Origin of the sequence: Thermococcus profundus, assembly GCF_002214585.1 — an archaeon.
GTDB classification, from domain to species: domain Archaea; phylum Methanobacteriota_B; class Thermococci; order Thermococcales; family Thermococcaceae; genus Thermococcus; species Thermococcus profundus.
The window spans coordinates 1,167,249-1,183,323 of the sequence record NZ_CP014862.1 but is presented as its reverse complement, the minus strand read 5'-3'; the positions used below and the strand labels follow the sequence as shown (position 1 = coordinate 1,183,323).

Genomic DNA, 16,075 nt, shown 5'->3' with positions numbered 1-16,075 from the left:
TTTGGATGGAGGGATTAGCCATGGTTCCACCTGAACTTGAAGAGGGGCTTCCCCTCGAAAAGATGAAGGACTTCTCCCTCGAGGAGCTCCTCGGGATGGCCATAAAGGCCGAGATAGGAGCTAGAAAGTTCTACGAGAGCCTCGCCGAGAGGATCGACATCCAGGAGCTCAAGGAGAAGATAGAATGGCTGGCTGGGGAGGAAAAGAAGCACGAGGAGCTTCTGAGAAGGATCTACGCCAACATGTTCCCTGGGAAGGAGGTTATCTTCCCGAAGGAGCACATAGGGCCGGAGCTCCAGCCGGTAGCGAGGGAGCTGAACGGGGTGCAGGACATCATAGACCTCATCCGCTGGGCTATGAAGGCTGAGGAGATAGCGGCCAACTTCTACGCCAAGCTTGAGGAGATGGTAGATACCGAGGAGAAGAAGAGGCTCATGCGTTATCTGAGCGATATGGAGTGGGGCCACTACTACAACTTGAAAGCTGAATACGAGCTCCTCCTCGACTGGGAGATGTACGGCCAGATGATGCACGTCGGACCTTGAGCTCTCTCCTTTACTTTACTGGCAAGCAGAAGGGTTCGCAGAACGAAAGCTTTATAAAATTTTGCTCTCCCAATGTTTTTAGGTGGGCCTAACAATGCTGGAAGGGTTTATAACGAACCTCTCGTCGTGGCTTCTCTCAATCTCGGGCGGCAGTCTCCTGGTGGTGGCGGTCTACGCTGGTATATTCGTTGCACTGATGACAACTTTTGGGGCCCTGCTCGCAATATTCGCCAACAGAATGCCCGAGTGGGGCGTGGATGTCAGCCTATCCTTCGCCGCTGGAGTTATGATCGTTGCGAGCTTTACAAGCTTGATCCTGCCCGCGATAGAATCCACTGGGAAATTTACTCCAGCTGGCGTTGGAATCCTCTTGGGTGTTCTACTGATCTACGCCATCGATCGCTTCGTTCCCCATGAGCACCTAGTAAAGGGCTACGAAGGCCCCAAGGAGTTCAAGGAGAAGCTCAGAGTGGTGTGGCTTATTGTTCTGGCGGTCATCATCCACAACCTACCGGAAGGAATGGCGGTCGGGACTTCACTCGTTTATGACCTGAAGACAGGGTTAATAACCGCCATAGCCATCGGAATCCAGGACTTTCCTGAGGGGACTGTCGTCTCGCTTCCCCTAGCGACCCTCCAGAAGAAGCGCCTCGTCCCCATAATAATGGGCGCACTGAGCGGTGTCGCCGAGATGATTATGGTCATCCTCGGGGCTCTCCTCTTCACGGCCTTCCATTCTCTCTTACCATATGGACTTGGAATGGCAGGTGGGGCAATGCTCTACGTTACGGTGAAGGAGATGATACCCGAGATATACAAGAGGGAGGAAAACGAGACGTTAGTTACCCTCGGCTTCTTCATTGGGTTTTATGTGATGCTCTTCCTCGATTCGATGCTTGGGTAATCGCGGGAATAAAACAAAAAGGGCCTCACTGGGGCATTTCCTTCACATGAACGTCCATCTGCGGGAACGGTATCTCAATGCCCTCCTTCATGTAGGACTCGTAGATGCCCTTGGTGAGGTCTCCCTTGACGGCCCAGTAGTCTTCCGTCTTTGTCCACGCCCTAAGCTGGAGGTTTATCGACGAGTCTGCAAGGGCGGTTATGACGACGCCGGGTTCTGGATCATCGAGAACCTTCGGGTGGTTCTTCATGAGCTCCACGGCTATCTTTATGGCCCTGTTGAGGTCGGTTCCGTAGGCAACACCGACGTCAACGTCCACCCTCCTAATGGGCATCCGGGTGTAGTTGGTTATCACGCTTCCCCAAACAAGTTTGTTTGGGACCGTTATGAGCACGTTGTCTGGGGTTAAGAGCTCGGTGCTCATTATGCCGACAGAATTAACTTTGCCGGTCTTCCCAGCGACCTCAACGACCTCGCCTATATCTATCGGTCTGAGGGCTGCGATCCACACGCCCGCTGCCAAGTTGGTGAGCGTGTCCTGCATGCCGAAGCCCAGGATCAAGCCTATAACAGCTGATAGGCCCAAAACCACAGAGCCAACCGCGATGCCGAGCGCCCTCACAGCTAACAGTATCACCGCCACGTAGAGGAGCGCGCTCAGGAACCTTCCAAGGAACTCGACGACGAGCTCAGGGAGCTTCGTCTTTTTTAAGCCTCTCTTGAAGGAGGCCACCACTATCTTTGCCACGATGTATCCAACTATCAGGATAACTATCGCGGTTATCACCTGAACAGGTTTCATCCCCACGTAGGGGAGCGGTTTATCAAGAGTTGCCATCAGGGTCACTTCCCAATAAATCCAGTCGCTTTACACCTTTTACTTCGCAAAGAAATGGGGAGAGTGAAGAACCTACAAGATCGGTTCTTAGATCACTCCTTGTACTTGGCTATGAGTTCAGCGAGAAGTCTGTGATGCTCCTGCTCGTTCTTAACGAGTGCTTCGGCGATCCCCTTGAAGAGTGGGTGAGTCATCTTCTCGGCCATCTTCTGGTAGGTCTCTATCATGTCCTTCTCAATCTCAAGGTGCATCTCGGCGAAGCGCTTCACCAAGGCCCTCTGTTCTGGAGAGAGCTCAACATCCTTTACCTCCTCAATGGGCCCCTCACCGGCGAGCTTCTCAAGCTCCTTCTGGGCGTCGAGGATAGCCTCCATGAGATGCTTGTGTATAACCGTGTCAACGGCTATCCTCCCGACTATCTCCTCGACCTTGGTGTATCTAAGCCCCTGCCCTCGTATGAGCTTCAACCCGTCGGTATAGCTGGAGGCGGCTTTCTTCTCCGTCTCATATGCATGCTTAACAAGTGGTTCAGACATGGACATCACCGAGATAATATGAACATCAAACCTTAATAATGTTTTTCATAGTCCGTTAAGGTACGTCAACCGCCAAGATTAATCTGAAATCAAAGTGAAAAACATTGAAAAACGGGGGAAAGCAGTCAGAGTTTGACCTTTATACCCGTTTCCTCTTCGACTTCCTTAAAGCCGTGTTTGAGGTACTCTGCAAGCTCTTCATCGATCTCAAGGAGTGCCGCGAGGAACTCTCCGAAGTGCTCCTTCTCCTCGTTGGCAACATCCAGGAAGATGTGCCTTACCCTCTCGTCCTCTATTCCCTCTGCCAGCTGTTCGTAGATGTTTATGGCATCTAGTTCAGCTTCAATCGCCCAGCGGAGGGCCTGCGCTATCTCCGTCTTGGTGAGGGGCCGATCCTTGGGGAGTTCAAATGGGTATTTGGCAAGCATGGTATCACCACCTTAAGGTCGAGTTCAAACTTAATAACCCTTCACCTCAGGAACTTTGAGACGTAGGGGCTCTCCCCCGGCTTGCTCCTCCTGAAGTGGCCGCTCGGCTTTCCGGTGAGGAGCTCCTCAAACCAGGCTTCATGCTCTATCTCCTCGTGGAGGATCGCCAGAGCCAGGTCGTATGTTCTTGGGTCTTTGCCGAAGGTGTAGTTGCATATCTCCGTGTACACACCAACAGCGCAGCGCTCAGCCTCGAGGAGAACCTTCAGGATGTTCTCAACCGTAGGCTCCTCCGGAAGGTAAGCATCGCGGCACCACGCCATCTTTGAAAAGTCAGCAATGTCCCTCGGGAGTTCTCCTCCAAGTTCGTATATCCTCGGCACCAAAGCCTCAAAGTGGTTCCTGTCCTCAAGGCGCGCGTCCTCAACGATCTCCTTTATGGTCTCCCCTTCGAGACCGGCCGCGTGGTTTCTCAAAACGGTGTAATAGTAGTAGGTTGTAAACTCCGCCGCGGCGGCTCTCAGAAGCATGTCCAAGAGCCTCTCCACATCTATGCCCGCTCTCTTGACGAGCCTTCTGTTGTGTTCTGACATTGGGTTCACCAGTTGACAGTTGTAATTCCTACTTAATAAATCTTTCTATTTAGAAGTAATTTCTAAATAGGAAGCCTTATAAACTGGAAAACCTCACGCCCAAATATGTGGAAGGAAGAAGCTGTTAACGCGCTGAAGAAAAGGGGTCACAAACTAACGCCTCAGAGGCTCAAGCTGATAGAAGTTCTGGATGAAATGGGAAGCGAGCATCCGTCCATGAACAGCCTCCTTGAGCGGATAAGGGATGACTTCCCTACGGTTAGCTTTTCGACTCTTTACTCCAACCTGCTTACGCTCAGGGAGCTTGGACTCGTTGAACTGTTTTCAATAGAAGGGGAAACGAGGGTTGAGATCAACACAAAACCCCATATAAACCTCATCACCGGGGAGAGCGTCGTTGACGTTGAAGATCCGGAGATCATCGAGGCGCTGAAAAAGAGACTGGGAAAAGAGGTAAAGCTCGTCAACGTGCTTGTGAAAGGATGAAGATCAGTCCACCTCGAGGCTGAAGTCCTGGTAGTCCATCCATATGCCCGTCTTCATCACTGCGTCGTACTGAGCCTTCAGGAGCTCGTAGTGGGCCTTCTCAACCTTTGCTAGCTCCTCGAAAATCCTCCTAACGCTCTCATGCTCAGCTTCTCTTGCAGCTTTCTCATAGAACTCCCAGGTGAGCTTTTCCTGCTCCATGCCGACCTTCACTGCATCGACCTCGCTGAGGGTCTCAGGTTCTTCAACGACCAGTTTTTCGGCAAGCTCCCTGTCAACGGCCGGAAGCTCACACTTCTCTATTAGCTCTTCGACGAACTTCTCCTCGAAGAGGTTCCAGTGTTCGGCCTCCTCATTCGCCAGGAAGAGGAACATCTTCCTAGCCCTCTCGTCTTTGGCCTTTCTTGCGAGCTTCAGGTAAAACTTGAGCTCGTTCTTCTCAACTTCAAGTGCCAGGGCTAGGGCTTCAAGCTCGTTCATGGTATCACCCCCATTGATTACTCCCTGTTCCCTATTAGCTTTTTGACCTCTTCTAGAACTTTGGCGGCATGTCCCTTCGCCCTGACGTTTATCTTCTTCCAGACGATCTCTCCTTCAGGATTAAGGATGAACGTACTCCTGATCGCACCCTCATACTCCCGCCCGTAGCTCTTCTTCCTGCCCCACGCCCCCAACGCCCTGTGGAGCTCTGCGTTTGGATCGCTGAGGAGCCTGACCTTGAGCCCGTGCTTTTCCTTGAAGCGCCTGTGGCTCTTGGGCGAATCCCTTGAAACACCGATAACCTGGACTCCGAGCTTCTCAAACTCTTCGATCAGCTCTGTGAACTCTTTCGCCTCTGTAGTGCATCCGGGGGTGTTGTCCTTGGGGTAGAAGTACAGCACGGTCCATCTTCCAAGGATAAAGTCCTTAAGGGGTTTCTCCTCCCCGTTCTCGTCAATCACTTTTATTTCTAGATAGTTCACGATCATCACCAAATTAGTTAGGCTTTCCTAATATTTAAGCTTTCCTCTCGAACCAAAAGTTTCTTTTAAATGACCGTTGAAATGGAAGCGGTGAGGGTATGGGGATTGAAAAAGTGGAGAAGCCGCTTTCCCTTAAGGATGAACTGGTGAAGTTCGTTTTCAAGGTCTACCGATCCACCAAAGGGGCCTATCCAGCACTTGAGTGGGTCGAGAACAAGCCCTCTCCCGATGATTTTGATGGATTCAGAAAAGTCTATGAGCCCTTCCTCCGCTTCCGGCTTGGGGAGGAGTTCGATGAACTGTACGTCTTGAGGGATGAGGAGGGGAGAATCATTGGGGTTGTGGCCCTCGTTTACAACCTCGGGGGCAAGGACGTCTGGTGGGTACCCGAGGATATAAAGAACGAGAGAACGGGCTTTATAGAATTCTTTATGGTTCATCCGGAGTATAAGGGGAAGGGCTACGGCTCGGAGCTTCTTGAGTTCGCGGTGGAGAGATTGAGGGAGCTTGGAAAGGACGCCTACGTGATAACCTTCCCCGAGCTTGAGGCTTATTCATACTATAAGAGAAAGGGCTTCGTCAAGGTCATGGACTACAGGGAATTCGTCGTGATGAAGAGGGCCTGATGTTCTTCTCTTGAAAACCCGCCGGAAAGGCCCACAAACTCCTTCTGCCCCCGCAGAAATCACCAATCAAAGCTTTATCGCGTGGCACTTTTGTCCAATCCTGCCCAGTTATGTTTTTTAGGGGCTGGGTGTACACCCATCGGTGATCACCGTGCTGGGCATAAACCTCTCCGGAAAGCTGGCCTTCACGACCGCCTCAAGCAAGGGCATAGGCTTTGGAGTTGCCAGGGTTCTGGCGAAGGCTGGAGCGGACGTGATACTCCTCTCGCGGAGCGAGGAGAACCTCAAGAGGGCAAGGGAGAAGATAAGGGCCGAGAGCGGCGTTGAGGTTAATTACATCGTTGCGGATTTAACAAAGAGGGAAGACCTTGAGAGAACTGTGAAAGAGCTTGGAGACATCGGCGAGCCGGACGTATTCTTCTTCTCCACCGGCGGACCCAAGCCGGGCTACTTCATGGAGATGGACATGGAGGAGTGGGAGGGGGCCGTTAAGCTGCTCCTCTATCCGGCGGTCTACCTAACGAGGGCGCTTGTTCCAGCAATGGAAAAGAAAGGCTTCGGCAGGATAGTTTACTCCACCAGTGTGGCCATAAAGGAGCCGATACCAAACATAGCGCTGAGCAACGTGGTCAGAATCTCAATGGCCGGTCTCGTGAGGACTTTAGCTAAAGAACTGGGGCCGAAGGGCATAACCGTGAACGGCATAATGCCCGGCATTATAAGGACCGACAGGATGATACAGCTGGCCAGGGATAGGGCGGAGAGGGAGGGAAAGACCGTTGAGGAGGCCCTTCATGAGTACGCGAAGCCGATACCGCTCGGAAGATTGGGAGAACCGGAGGAGATAGGCTACTTGGTGGCCTTCCTTGCGAGCGATCTCGGGAGCTACATAAACGGCGCTATGATCCCAGTAGACGGAGGAAGGCTTAACTCCGTGTTCTGAGGTTCTGGCTTCTTTTTATGTCATTTCCGGGCCAAATTCTCCTTTTGAGAAGGGTTCCTCTGGGCGGGTTTCATCTTTGGAACTCCCCGGAGGTGGGAGAAAAAATTTCCATCCGTCGGGCTTTTCGGTCGTGGGAAAGATTTATAACTGGGCCTTTAAAGTGAGAGGTGAACAAGATCATCAGGTTAGAAGGTGGTGTAAATGGGAAGAAGGGAAGAGATGATTGCGAAGATTAAAGAGTTGATGACCCAGCCCGAGAGGATCAGGAACATGGGTATTGCCGCTCATATTGACCACGGTAAGACCACGCTGAGCGACAACCTGCTCGCCGGTGCCGGAATGATCAGCGAGGAGCTTGCCGGAAAGCAGCTCGTCCTCGACTTCGACGAGCAGGAGCAGGCGAGAGGAATTACCATCAACGCGGCCAACGTTTCGATGGTTCACAACTACGAAGGCCAGGACTACCTCATCAACCTCATCGACACCCCGGGTCACGTCGATTTCGGTGGTGACGTTACAAGGGCCATGCGTGCCATTGACGGTGCCATCATCGTCGTCGACGCCGTTGAGGGTGTCATGCCCCAGACCGAGACCGTTCTCAGGCAGGCCCTCAGGGAGTACGTTAAGCCGGTTCTCTTCATCAACAAGGTTGACCGCCTTATTAAGGAGCTCAAGCTCAACCCACAGCAGATGCAGGAGCGCTTCGTCAAGGTCATCACCGACGTTAACAGGCTCATAAAGAGGTACGCCCCGCCGGAGTTCAAGAAGGAGTGGCTGGTTAACGTCAACGACGGTAGCGTTGCCTTTGGTAGCGCTTACTACAACTGGGCCCTCAGCGTCCCGTTCATGAAGAAGGCGGGCGTTTCCTTCAAGGACATCATCGACCTCACCAACGCCGGCGACCTCAAGACCCTCAGGAAGAAGGCTCCGCTCCACGTCGTTGTCCTTGATATGGTCGTCAAGCACCTCCCGAACCCGCTCCAGGCCCAGAAGTACAGGATCCCGCACCTCTGGAGGGGCGACGTCGAGAGCGAGGTCGGCCAGAGCATGATGAAGTGCGACCCGAAGGGCAAGATGGTCATGGTCGTCACCAAGATCATCCTCGACAAGCACGCCGGTGAAGTAGCTACCGGACGTGTCTGGAGCGGAACAGTGAAGACCGGCCAGGAGGTCTACCTCATCAATAGCAAGAGGAAGGCGAGGATCCAGCAAGTCGGTATCTACATGGGGCCCGAGAGGGTCAACATGGAGGCCGTCCCGGCCGGCAACATCGTCGCCGTTACCGGTCTCCGCGATGCAATGGCCGGTGAGACAGTCTCCGTTGAGCAGGTTGAGCCCTTCGAGGCCCTCCACTACGCCAGCGAGCCGGTCGTTACCGTCGCCATCGAGGCCAAGAACGTTAAGGACCTTCCGAAGCTCGTTGAAGCTCTGAGACAGCTCGCCAAGGAGGACCCGACGCTCCACGTCAAGATCGACGAGGAGACCGGCCAGCACCTCCTCAGTGGTATGGGTGAGCTCCACCTCGAGGTCAAGCTCCACAGGCTCAAGACCGAATGGAAGCTCGACGTTGACGTCTCACCGCCGATCGTCGTCTACCGCGAGAGCGTCACCAAGCAGAGCCCGATCGTCGAAGGAAAATCCCCCAACAAGCACAACAGGTTCTACATCACCGTCGAACCGCTTCCGGACGAGATATACGAGGCCATCCGCGAGGGAGAGATCCCAGAGGGCAGGCCGAAGGACCCGAAGGCCGTCGCCAAGAAGCTGGCGGAACTCGGCATGGACTACGAAATTGCCAAGGGCATCGTCGACGTCTACAACGGCAACATCTTCCTCGACAACACCAAGGGTATCCAGTACCTCAACGAGGTTATGGATCTCCTCGTTGACGGTTTCCACCAGGCTATGGACGAGGGTCCGCTCGCCAAGGAGCCGGTCATGAAGGTGATGGTTCGCCTGCACGACGCGAAGATACACGAGGACAACGTCCACCGCGGTCCGGCCCAGATCTATCCTGCCATCAGGACCGCTATACACTGCGCCATGATGAAGGCCAACCCGGTCCTCTACGAGCCCTACCAGAAGGTCATCATCAACATCCCGTACGAGTACATGGGTCCGGTCAGCAGGGAGATCAACCAGAGGCGCGGCCAGCTCATCGACATGAGGCAGGAGGGCGAGGTCATGATCATCATCGCCGAGGCCCCAGTGGCGGAGATGTTCGGATTCGCCGGAGCCCTCAGGAGTGCCACCAGCGGAAAGGCCCTCTGGAGCACCGAGCACGCAGGATTCAAGAGGGTTCCGAGCGAGCTCGCGACCAACATCATCAGGCAGATCAGGCAGAGGAAGGGACTCGACCCGAACCCGCCGAAGGAGCAGGACGTCTGCCCGCAGCAGTGATGCGGGCTTTTCCTGCTTTTCTCATTCCTTCTCGCTCAATGCACTAGGGATCCGTTGTCCCTGTTATCTCTTCCAGACGCAAAACATATACATTCCTTGCCTGATTATACTCCGGTGAACTAAATATGCCGCTTCCACATCTCCACGGCCGACCGTGTGGCGGTACTGTTGACGTTGAGAAGGCTGGGAGGGCCGTTGAATTGGTTGGGAAAGCCCTTCCCCTGTTCAGAGCTGGAAAGCCTATTATGAAGCCAGATGGGGTTGACATCCCGGTTCTATATCTGAATTTTGCCGTCGACAGGCTCCACTACGACCCGGGGAGGAAAATGCCCCTCCCCAAGGGCTGTCCCAGAAGTTCGGGGCCGTTTGATGTTGAAGGAATTGAGGAGGAAGTCGAGGGAATCCTGGGGAAAGCCCAGGTCCTTCCAGCGGCAGAGTTTAGAGAACCTGAAAACTGCTGGGTTGTTCCGGTGGCGTGGAGAAGCTTCGTAGTCATCCACGTCCGAGTTTCGGCAGATGGGGAAGAGATAGTCCCCGACTACGGGCTCACAGAGGAGATAAGGCGCCATGGACTATAAGGGACTCATGGATTTCGCAAGGAGGGAGTGGTTCCTCTCCGCTCTAATGATCCTCTACTTAGTCCTCCTTCTCAGGGATGGTTCCCTCCTCCGGAGAACGCTCAGCTTGATAGACTGGGGGAGTCTTTCCCTGATAGGCTCCCTCATACTCCTCTCAATGGGGCTTGAGCTGTCGGGAATTTTCACGCGTCTCTCGTGTCGGTTAATCTCCCTATCTCGCGGCTCCGAGAGGAGGCTGGCCTTCGTTCTCCTTCCAACGATAGCGCTCTCTTCAGCAGTTATAATGAACGACACCGCCATGCTGATTTTCATCCCCCTCATAGTAACCCTGTCCCGGATCGCGGAGAAGGACTTGAGCGGCCTCATCGTTCTCTCAGCCATAGCGGCCAACGTCGGTTCGGCTTTAACCCCCATAGGGAACCCGCAGAACGTCATAATATGGAACCACTACGGGGTTCCTCTCCACTACTTCGTCCTTCGAATGCTCCCTTTCGTCTTCACCTGGCTTCTGCTCCTACTGCTCTTCGCTTACTTCATCCTCAAAGGTGAGATTGAACAAAGGGAGCTTCCCCCGGTGAGCGTTCGCAAATCCCTCCTCTGGATCTCTATACTCCTCCTCGCGGTAGATGTTGTCCTTGCCCATGAGGGGAAGGCGCTCTGGACGTTTCCAATTACCCTCGGAGTCCTTCTACTGCCTGAAAGGAAGGTTCTCCTCGCCTTTGACTGGGCGCTTCTCCTGACGTTTGCCTTCATCTTTGCGGACTCTGGGGAAATTGCACTCATCCTTTCCTCCTCGAGGATTTTCTTCCCCCACTCCGGACTCGGCCTTTTTCTGACCTCCGCCTTTCTGAGCCAGCTGGTAAGCAACGTCCCGGCCACGGTTCTCCTGCTTGGAGGGGGTGAGTGGCTCCCGCTGGCCGCTGGCGTAAACGTCGGTGGAACCGGCCTGATAATCGGCTCGCTGGCAAACCTAATAGCGATTAGGACAGGTAAAGTTGGAGTAAGGGAGTTCCATCGCTATTCAGTTCCCTTTTTCTTGATTGCCTTAATGGTCTCCGCACTGGTAATCCTTATCTGGTGAACACCCAAGTCTGTTAAGGGAGTTCAATGAACGTCCTGAGAATCCTCAAATGGTCTGGATTAACTGGTGGCATCGTCTACTGGCTCTTCGTCGCGTGGAGCATAAGCAGGAACGGGTGGTTCTCCTTCTTTGGCAATGCCCTAAGCGACCTCGGCGATCCGTCAAAGGCGGCATCGCCGTGGATATACAACTACGGGCTTATAGTGACATCCTTTTTCGTCCTTGCCTTTGCCGTTTATATAATCTTGATTGCTGAAAACAAGCCCCAGACAGTCGGAGGGGCCTACATCAGCGTCTCGGCGGTATTCCTGGCGCTCATAGGAGTCTTCCACAGCGGAACTGGGCCTCACGTTTTCGTCTCAACATACTTCTTCGTCCAGTTCTTCCTAGGGACGCTGATTTACGGAATTGGAAGCAAAAAGCAGGGGATCAGGTATGGCTCGGTTCTGATTTTTCTGCTTGCCCTGTTCGGAACCTTTATTCACTGGCCCTCGGTGGCACTCGGAGAAACCTACGAGATAGTCCTGGTAATGGCTTTCACACTCCTTGTGGCATTAAAAATCGAAAGCGAAAACACTTAATCTTTTCTAATATGCAGGCGGTACTGTTAATAACCTTCTCGACTAACTTCGCTCTTCTGGAATAAAAATATCGGGGCAGTTTATCCTTCGATAAGGAGGAGGCCCAGCTCGTTGTAAGCCTTGACGTTTTCAAACCCCGCCTCCTTCAGGACTCTAACAACATCACGCAGTATCCTGTTCTGGACGTTTATTGCCAGCATCTGGCAGAAGTGGCAGTCGGGGGTAGAGCGCGCCATCAGCAGAAACACGTCCACGTTTTTTCCGCTTACGGTAAGGCCGTAGACCAGTCCCTCATCGACTATGCTGACTCCGGTCTCGGGATCCACAACGCTTCTGAGCACGTTCACAACGCCTTTAACTTCGGGGGGAAGGGTATCTTTCACTCCTCTTTTTGGGGACTTAAAAAAGCCAAGAAGCCCCATCCGGTTCACCTGGAGAGATCCTCTGCGCGGTAGCCTTTCCTGTTCTCGAAAACACCCACAGGATTGTTCTTGAGGTCGTAAACGTAGACGTTCTGGAACCTGACGAGGGCAAAGCGCTCCATTATGTCGCCGATTATCTTGGAGTAGGCTATAGCGCTCTCCCCGGTTATGTTGTATTCGGCGTGGCTCTCGAAGTTGAGCCAAACCTTGAGAGTGTCGTCGTCCACTTCAAGTCCAGCTATAACCCCGGAGTCCAGGATGTCTCCTCCCGTCACGGGATCGGTTATTTTCGAGAGCTCCTCAAGAACCGGCCTGTAGTGCTCGGGCCACTCGCGGTTTGGTGTGTAAACCTTCATTTTTCTCACCGCTCGGGACTCTGAATGCACCCTTATAACCCTTCCTGGGCAGAGTTGTGGAATCTCTCGATGGATACCGTGTGGAGTCTCAGCAGGGTGTAGAGCCAGAGGGCAACGGAGATCAGGTAAATCACAGAACCGGCCAGCTTTACTGCGTCGAAGCTGATGAACCAGACCGATATCAGGACTCCCCACGCGGAGAGGCCCGCTAGGCTTCTGTACTCAGGAGGAGTTCTGACGTAGCCGACGACTGCGTTTATCAAGAGCAGCTGGGACAGGGTTGACCCCAGCTCAACAACGTCCATAATGAGGTCTTTTCGGAGGAGAACCAGAGGAAGGAGGAGGAAAGACTGGATAAGGAGGGCGGACGTGGCCTTAACGAGACCGCTTTCGGAGAGGGCGTAGGCTATGAGCGCTGGCCCCAAGATCACTAGAAAGGCCACGATGTTGCTTTCGACGTTCTCCATCATCCCGAAGAAACCGATGGCGGTTAAGAGGCCGCCGAGGAGAATGCACCATGAGATCCGCCTCTTCCCAAGGCGGCCGAGTTCAACTCTCTGGGAGAGGTTCCATGTGAGGAATATCGCACTCAGGGTTAAGAGACCACCGAGACCCATAAAGAAGCTGTATAGCACAACCATGTTATCATCTTCCAGAATTCCTTAGGTGAGGTTGCTATAAACCTTTGGGCTGGATCAAAGGGAGCGGCGTCGGATAAGACGAATGGTGAACTTAAACGTTCATTGAAGGCCCCCAATGCCCAGAAAACCTTAAAGGAAGTTTTTATAGATTATAACTCTGGTGATGTCTGTGCAGGACGTCGAAAGAGCTCTTCAGAGCTTCCATTCGATAAAAATACGGAACATAATGCCCCCAATAACTTCCATGCCAGTAGTTACCTCTGACTCCCCTATACTCAATGTCCTCAAACTGCTCAGGACGAGACACCACGTCTGGGTCGTTGAGGACAGGGAGAGCATGAGGCTCGTGGGGGCCATCAGGTACCTGGACATCGTAGACGTCTTCCTGCCCCTGGATGCACATAAGTTCAAGCTCGGGATGACGAGCAGAACGATGCGTTCAATACTTGGAGGGGCTGAGAAAGCTGAAGACGTCGTTGAGAGGAACGTTCTGACCATAGACGAAGACGCCACGGTTCTGGATGCCCTGACGAAGATGAGGAGGTACAAGAGCCAGGTCCTCGCGGTTGTGCAGGACGATCGCCTGGTCGGTGAGATAAGCCTCCGCATTGTTATAGATGAGTTCTTGAGACTGCTCAGGGTGGGTGAGGTAAAATGGACGCAACATGGCTCCTCTTCACGATCGGAGTAGCCCTGATACTGGCCAAGATAGGGGACAGCGTAATAGAGCGTTTTGAACTGCCAGGGGTCCTTGGAGAGCTCATAATGGGCATGATCCTGGGAAACCTCGTCTACTTCGGGATAGTCGCTCCCCAGTACCTCCCCATAGTCAGCGGGGGGAGCTTCACCACGAGCGCCAGCGAGGTCTCGGAGGTTCTCGCAAAGCTGGGTATAATCTTTCTGCTCTTCCTGGGAGCCCTGGATACGGATGTAGAACAGCTCAAGAAGACGGGCGTAACGGCCACTATCTCAACTGTGCTGGGAGTTTTTGTTCCGCTTGTAATGGGCTGGTACGCCCTCATGGCCATGGGTTATCCCAGCAGGGAAGCCTTCGCCGGTGGCGTTCTGCTCACGGCAACGAGCATCGGCCTCACTGTCAGGGTCATGATGGACCTCGGGGTTCTGAGGAGCGAAGTGGGTGCGGCTTCGCTGAGCGCGAGCGTCATGGACGACTTTCTCGGCATCGCGCTCATAATCTTCGCCGTTGGAACGGGAAGTCTGATAAACCTCACGGCGAAGATAGTGGCGTTCTTTATAATAACCGGCGTTGTGGCTTGGTATCTCATCGATTACTACATCAAGTTCGCTGAGAGGCTGCACGTCGAGAAGGGAATACTCGGAATGGCACTGGGAATGATGTTCCTCTTCGCGGCCCTGGCCGAAGGGTGGTTCGCGGCGGCCATTGAGGGAGCTTTCATGATGGGCCTAGTACTCTCCAAGCTCCCAGAAGGAAAGCGTCTCATGGAGGACGTCAGGGCCATAGGCTACGGCCTCTTAATCCCGTTCTTCTTCGTACACACCGGCGCCATGCTGAACCTCAAGGTCTTTGAGAACGCTGATGCGTTGATCCTCGCTGGTGTGCTCTCGACAATCGCCATCGTTGGAAAGGTCGTTGGAAGGGGATTCGGGGCCTGGATAACCACGTGGGGCCGCGGAAGGGACTTCCTCTTCACGAGCGACAACTTCTGGATGTCCCTTCAGATGGGCATAGGCTCGATCCCCAGAACGGAGGTGGCCCTGGTTGACCTGATGGTTGCCATCCACGGGGGGGCCATTCCAGAGGGAGACGCCCCGAAGTTCATCGCGGCAACGTTGATATTCATAACAGTCTCCGTGCTGATAACGCCACCACTGCTCAAGTGGGCGTTTAAGAGGGACATAGAGGCAACGAAGGCTGAAAAGCTCGAAGCGAGAAAGACCAAGATCGAAGAGAGAAAGAAGAAGGTCATTGAAAAGAAGAAGCCGAGGAAAGCGAAGAACAGTCTACCAATCGAGTGAGACCGATCAGTGCCTTAAATGTCCGCAAACGGGCATTCAAGCAGCCCTCGGTGCGGGTTCCAAGGGGACCCCGTTGTTCTCTCCTTATTGATTTTCTTTCTCAAATCTTCTCTCTATCGTGTTGCCTTCGTCAGCCAAAGAGCTCAATACAAACCCTGCACTCCACCGGATTCACCTCTGGGTCGATTTGAGAATGGAAAGTGCAGGCATAGCCCTTTCCAAGGAACTCCAGCGAGAGCTTAACGAGCGAGGAGTGTATCTCATACTCCCCGGGTCTCTCGTCGAGTATTCTCTCGGCGAGTTCAGCGATCTCTCGGTCCACATCGGGAAAGGCCGAGATATCTATAAGGGCCCCTCTGTCCATTTTAAGATAACGAGAAACCGCCGATTGTGTAATGTGAAGCAGTTCCGCTATCTCGGTCTGCTTTAGGCCCTTCTCGCGGAGCACCTCCACGAGGCGTCTCCGGATGGATGGGTAGATGTAGCGCGAGGCGACTTCGAAGGCGTTGGTTTTCATGATAGCTGTTATGACACGTGGAATATTTAAGGTTTTCCCAGTTGAAGCATTAAAGTTTTGTTGAATTGAAGATAAAAATAATTATGTAAAAATCTAAAAATGGAAAGCTACCTCTTTCTCAGCCCCTTCAGCTCCTCCATCATCTCCCTAAAGCGCTCGTCGCTCATCCCTATGAGCCTCTTCGCCCCCTTCAGGGTTATCGTCCTGGCCAGTGTCTTCCTCATTACGGGGTTTTCAAGGGGAGAGAAGCCGTACTTGACGAGTATCTTAAGTGACTCGGGATAGGCCTTCAGGAGCTTTGCGACGTTGGTGTCTTCGGTTATTTCCTCCAGCTTATCGTCGCACTCCTCCTTAACCTCCATCTTAAGCTCCTTCGAGTTTTCTGTTTTGGTAACCTTAAGCACGAAGAAGCCTGAAACCTCCTTAACCTCTATCTGATAACCAGCTTCTTCCAGCTTTGGAAGCAGGTCAACGAAGGGCTTGTCGCCTATGACCTCGAGAGTATCGCCCGTTTCGAGCTTTCCAAGGGCCTCTATTATCATAACCGCTGGTTGCGGCGCCTTCAACCCACGAACGTCCAGCATCATAGTCCTTCACCGAACCCAGATATGACATGTGGCATATAAACATTTCTGGGCAA

The 16,075-nt window shown here is 53.3% G+C and carries 22 protein-coding genes; 11 read left to right on the top strand and 11 right to left on the bottom strand.

What is annotated here, in order from left to right; all coding sequences use genetic code 11:
- Positions 1 to 20: 20 nt before the first annotated feature.
- Together A3L09_RS06355 and A3L09_RS06350 are read left to right on the top strand one after the other, a co-directional pair.
- Complete coding sequence (locus tag A3L09_RS06355; RefSeq protein ID WP_088858157.1) at positions 21 to 545, top strand: ferritin family protein; 525 nt, start codon at positions 21 to 23, stop codon at positions 543 to 545.
- Positions 546 to 639: 94 nt separating this feature from the next.
- Positions 640 to 1,449, top strand: a complete 810-nt coding sequence (locus A3L09_RS06350) for a ZIP family metal transporter (RefSeq protein WP_088858156.1) — start codon at positions 640 to 642, stop codon at positions 1,447 to 1,449.
- A gap of 25 nt (positions 1,450 to 1,474) precedes the next feature.
- Here A3L09_RS06350 and A3L09_RS06345 read toward each other — a convergent pair whose 3' ends face one another.
- The 4 genes from A3L09_RS06345 to dps all read right to left on the bottom strand — a co-directional run bounded on the left by A3L09_RS06345 (position 1,475) and on the right by dps (position 3,844).
- Entirely contained in the window at positions 1,475 to 2,287 is an 813-nt protein-coding gene (locus A3L09_RS06345) for a mechanosensitive ion channel family protein (RefSeq protein ID WP_088858155.1), read from the bottom strand.
- Positions 2,288 to 2,379: 92 nt separating this feature from the next.
- Positions 2,380 to 2,829, bottom strand: coding sequence for a ferritin family protein (locus A3L09_RS06340; RefSeq protein ID WP_232473613.1), 450 nt, complete (start codon positions 2,827 to 2,829; stop codon positions 2,380 to 2,382).
- Between the two features lie 119 nt (positions 2,830 to 2,948).
- The gene (locus A3L09_RS06335) at positions 2,949 to 3,251 is read right to left on the bottom strand and encodes a ferritin family protein (RefSeq protein WP_088858153.1); all 303 of its coding nucleotides are present in this window, start codon (positions 3,249 to 3,251) and stop codon (positions 2,949 to 2,951) included.
- A gap of 41 nt (positions 3,252 to 3,292) precedes the next feature.
- A complete protein-coding gene (dps, locus tag A3L09_RS06330) occupies positions 3,293 to 3,844 on the bottom strand; it encodes a DNA protection during starvation protein (RefSeq protein ID WP_088858152.1) in 552 nt (183 codons plus the stop codon).
- A 105-nt stretch (positions 3,845 to 3,949) separates the two neighbouring features.
- On the opposite strand from dps, the gene A3L09_RS06325 reads away from it, so the two are divergent.
- Positions 3,950 to 4,330, top strand: a complete 381-nt coding sequence (locus A3L09_RS06325; RefSeq protein WP_088858151.1) for a Fur family transcriptional regulator — start codon at positions 3,950 to 3,952, stop codon at positions 4,328 to 4,330.
- 3 nt (positions 4,331 to 4,333) lie between these two features.
- Here A3L09_RS06325 and A3L09_RS06320 read toward each other — a convergent pair whose 3' ends face one another.
- Together A3L09_RS06320 and A3L09_RS06315 are read right to left on the bottom strand one after the other, a co-directional pair.
- On the bottom strand, positions 4,334 to 4,810 hold the full coding sequence (locus tag A3L09_RS06320) for a ferritin-like domain-containing protein (RefSeq protein WP_088858150.1): 477 nt from the start codon (positions 4,808 to 4,810) through the stop codon (positions 4,334 to 4,336).
- 17 nt (positions 4,811 to 4,827) lie between these two features.
- Entirely contained in the window at positions 4,828 to 5,292 is a 465-nt protein-coding gene (locus A3L09_RS06315) for a peroxiredoxin (RefSeq protein ID WP_088858149.1), read from the bottom strand.
- A gap of 98 nt (positions 5,293 to 5,390) precedes the next feature.
- On the opposite strand from A3L09_RS06315, the gene A3L09_RS06310 reads away from it, so the two are divergent.
- From A3L09_RS06310 to A3L09_RS06285, 6 genes are all read left to right on the top strand, one after another.
- Positions 5,391 to 5,918, top strand: coding sequence for a GNAT family N-acetyltransferase (locus tag A3L09_RS06310; protein ID WP_088858148.1), 528 nt, complete (start codon positions 5,391 to 5,393; stop codon positions 5,916 to 5,918).
- 151 nt (positions 5,919 to 6,069) lie between these two features.
- Positions 6,070 to 6,861: an SDR family oxidoreductase gene (locus A3L09_RS06305; protein WP_088858147.1), complete on the top strand. Its 792-nt coding sequence runs from the start codon at positions 6,070 to 6,072 to the stop codon at positions 6,859 to 6,861.
- A gap of 201 nt (positions 6,862 to 7,062) precedes the next feature.
- Complete coding sequence (locus tag A3L09_RS06300; protein WP_088858146.1) at positions 7,063 to 9,261, top strand: elongation factor EF-2; 2,199 nt, start codon at positions 7,063 to 7,065, stop codon at positions 9,259 to 9,261.
- Between the two features lie 125 nt (positions 9,262 to 9,386).
- Positions 9,387 to 9,839 (top strand): hypothetical protein, encoded by a 453-nt coding sequence (locus tag A3L09_RS06295; RefSeq protein WP_088858145.1) that lies wholly within the window; start codon positions 9,387 to 9,389, stop codon positions 9,837 to 9,839.
- The gene (locus A3L09_RS06290; RefSeq protein WP_088858144.1) at positions 9,829 to 10,920 is read left to right on the top strand and encodes an SLC13 family permease; all 1,092 of its coding nucleotides are present in this window, start codon (positions 9,829 to 9,831) and stop codon (positions 10,918 to 10,920) included. The genes A3L09_RS06295 and A3L09_RS06290 overlap by 11 nt, the downstream gene beginning before the upstream one ends.
- A gap of 26 nt (positions 10,921 to 10,946) precedes the next feature.
- On the top strand, positions 10,947 to 11,501 hold the full coding sequence (locus A3L09_RS06285; RefSeq protein ID WP_198362257.1) for a DUF998 domain-containing protein: 555 nt from the start codon (positions 10,947 to 10,949) through the stop codon (positions 11,499 to 11,501).
- Between the two features lie 80 nt (positions 11,502 to 11,581).
- On the opposite strand, the gene A3L09_RS06280 is transcribed toward A3L09_RS06285, so the two are convergent.
- Genes A3L09_RS06280 through A3L09_RS06270 form a run of 3 tightly spaced genes read right to left on the bottom strand, consistent with a single transcriptional unit; the run spans position 11,582 to position 12,920 of the window.
- Positions 11,582 to 11,923 (bottom strand): iron-sulfur cluster assembly protein, encoded by a 342-nt coding sequence (locus A3L09_RS06280; RefSeq protein WP_088858143.1) that lies wholly within the window; start codon positions 11,921 to 11,923, stop codon positions 11,582 to 11,584.
- A 5-nt stretch (positions 11,924 to 11,928) separates the two neighbouring features.
- Positions 11,929 to 12,279: an iron-sulfur cluster assembly protein gene (locus A3L09_RS06275; protein WP_088858142.1), complete on the bottom strand. Its 351-nt coding sequence runs from the start codon at positions 12,277 to 12,279 to the stop codon at positions 11,929 to 11,931.
- Positions 12,280 to 12,311: 32 nt separating this feature from the next.
- On the bottom strand, positions 12,312 to 12,920 hold the full coding sequence (locus A3L09_RS06270; protein WP_088858141.1) for a hypothetical protein: 609 nt from the start codon (positions 12,918 to 12,920) through the stop codon (positions 12,312 to 12,314).
- A gap of 169 nt (positions 12,921 to 13,089) precedes the next feature.
- Between A3L09_RS06270 and A3L09_RS06265 the strand changes: the two genes are divergently transcribed.
- Complete coding sequence (locus tag A3L09_RS06265) at positions 13,090 to 13,611, top strand: CBS domain-containing protein (RefSeq protein WP_088858140.1); 522 nt, start codon at positions 13,090 to 13,092, stop codon at positions 13,609 to 13,611.
- Positions 13,575 to 14,918: a cation:proton antiporter gene (locus A3L09_RS06260; RefSeq protein WP_088858139.1), complete on the top strand. Its 1,344-nt coding sequence runs from the start codon at positions 13,575 to 13,577 to the stop codon at positions 14,916 to 14,918. Before A3L09_RS06265 ends, A3L09_RS06260 begins: the two co-directional genes overlap by 37 nt.
- A 130-nt stretch (positions 14,919 to 15,048) precedes the next feature.
- Here the strand turns inward: A3L09_RS06260 and A3L09_RS06255 are convergent, their stop codons facing one another.
- Both A3L09_RS06255 and A3L09_RS06250 read right to left on the bottom strand, forming a co-directional pair.
- Positions 15,049 to 15,435 carry a transcriptional regulator gene (locus A3L09_RS06255; protein WP_088858138.1) on the bottom strand — a complete coding sequence of 129 codons (387 nt, stop codon included), beginning with the start codon at positions 15,433 to 15,435 and terminating at the stop codon, positions 15,049 to 15,051.
- 107 nt (positions 15,436 to 15,542) lie between these two features.
- Entirely contained in the window at positions 15,543 to 16,022 is a 480-nt protein-coding gene (locus tag A3L09_RS06250; RefSeq protein ID WP_088858137.1) for a DUF1858 domain-containing protein, read from the bottom strand.
- Between the last annotated feature and the right edge of the window lie 53 nt (positions 16,023 to 16,075).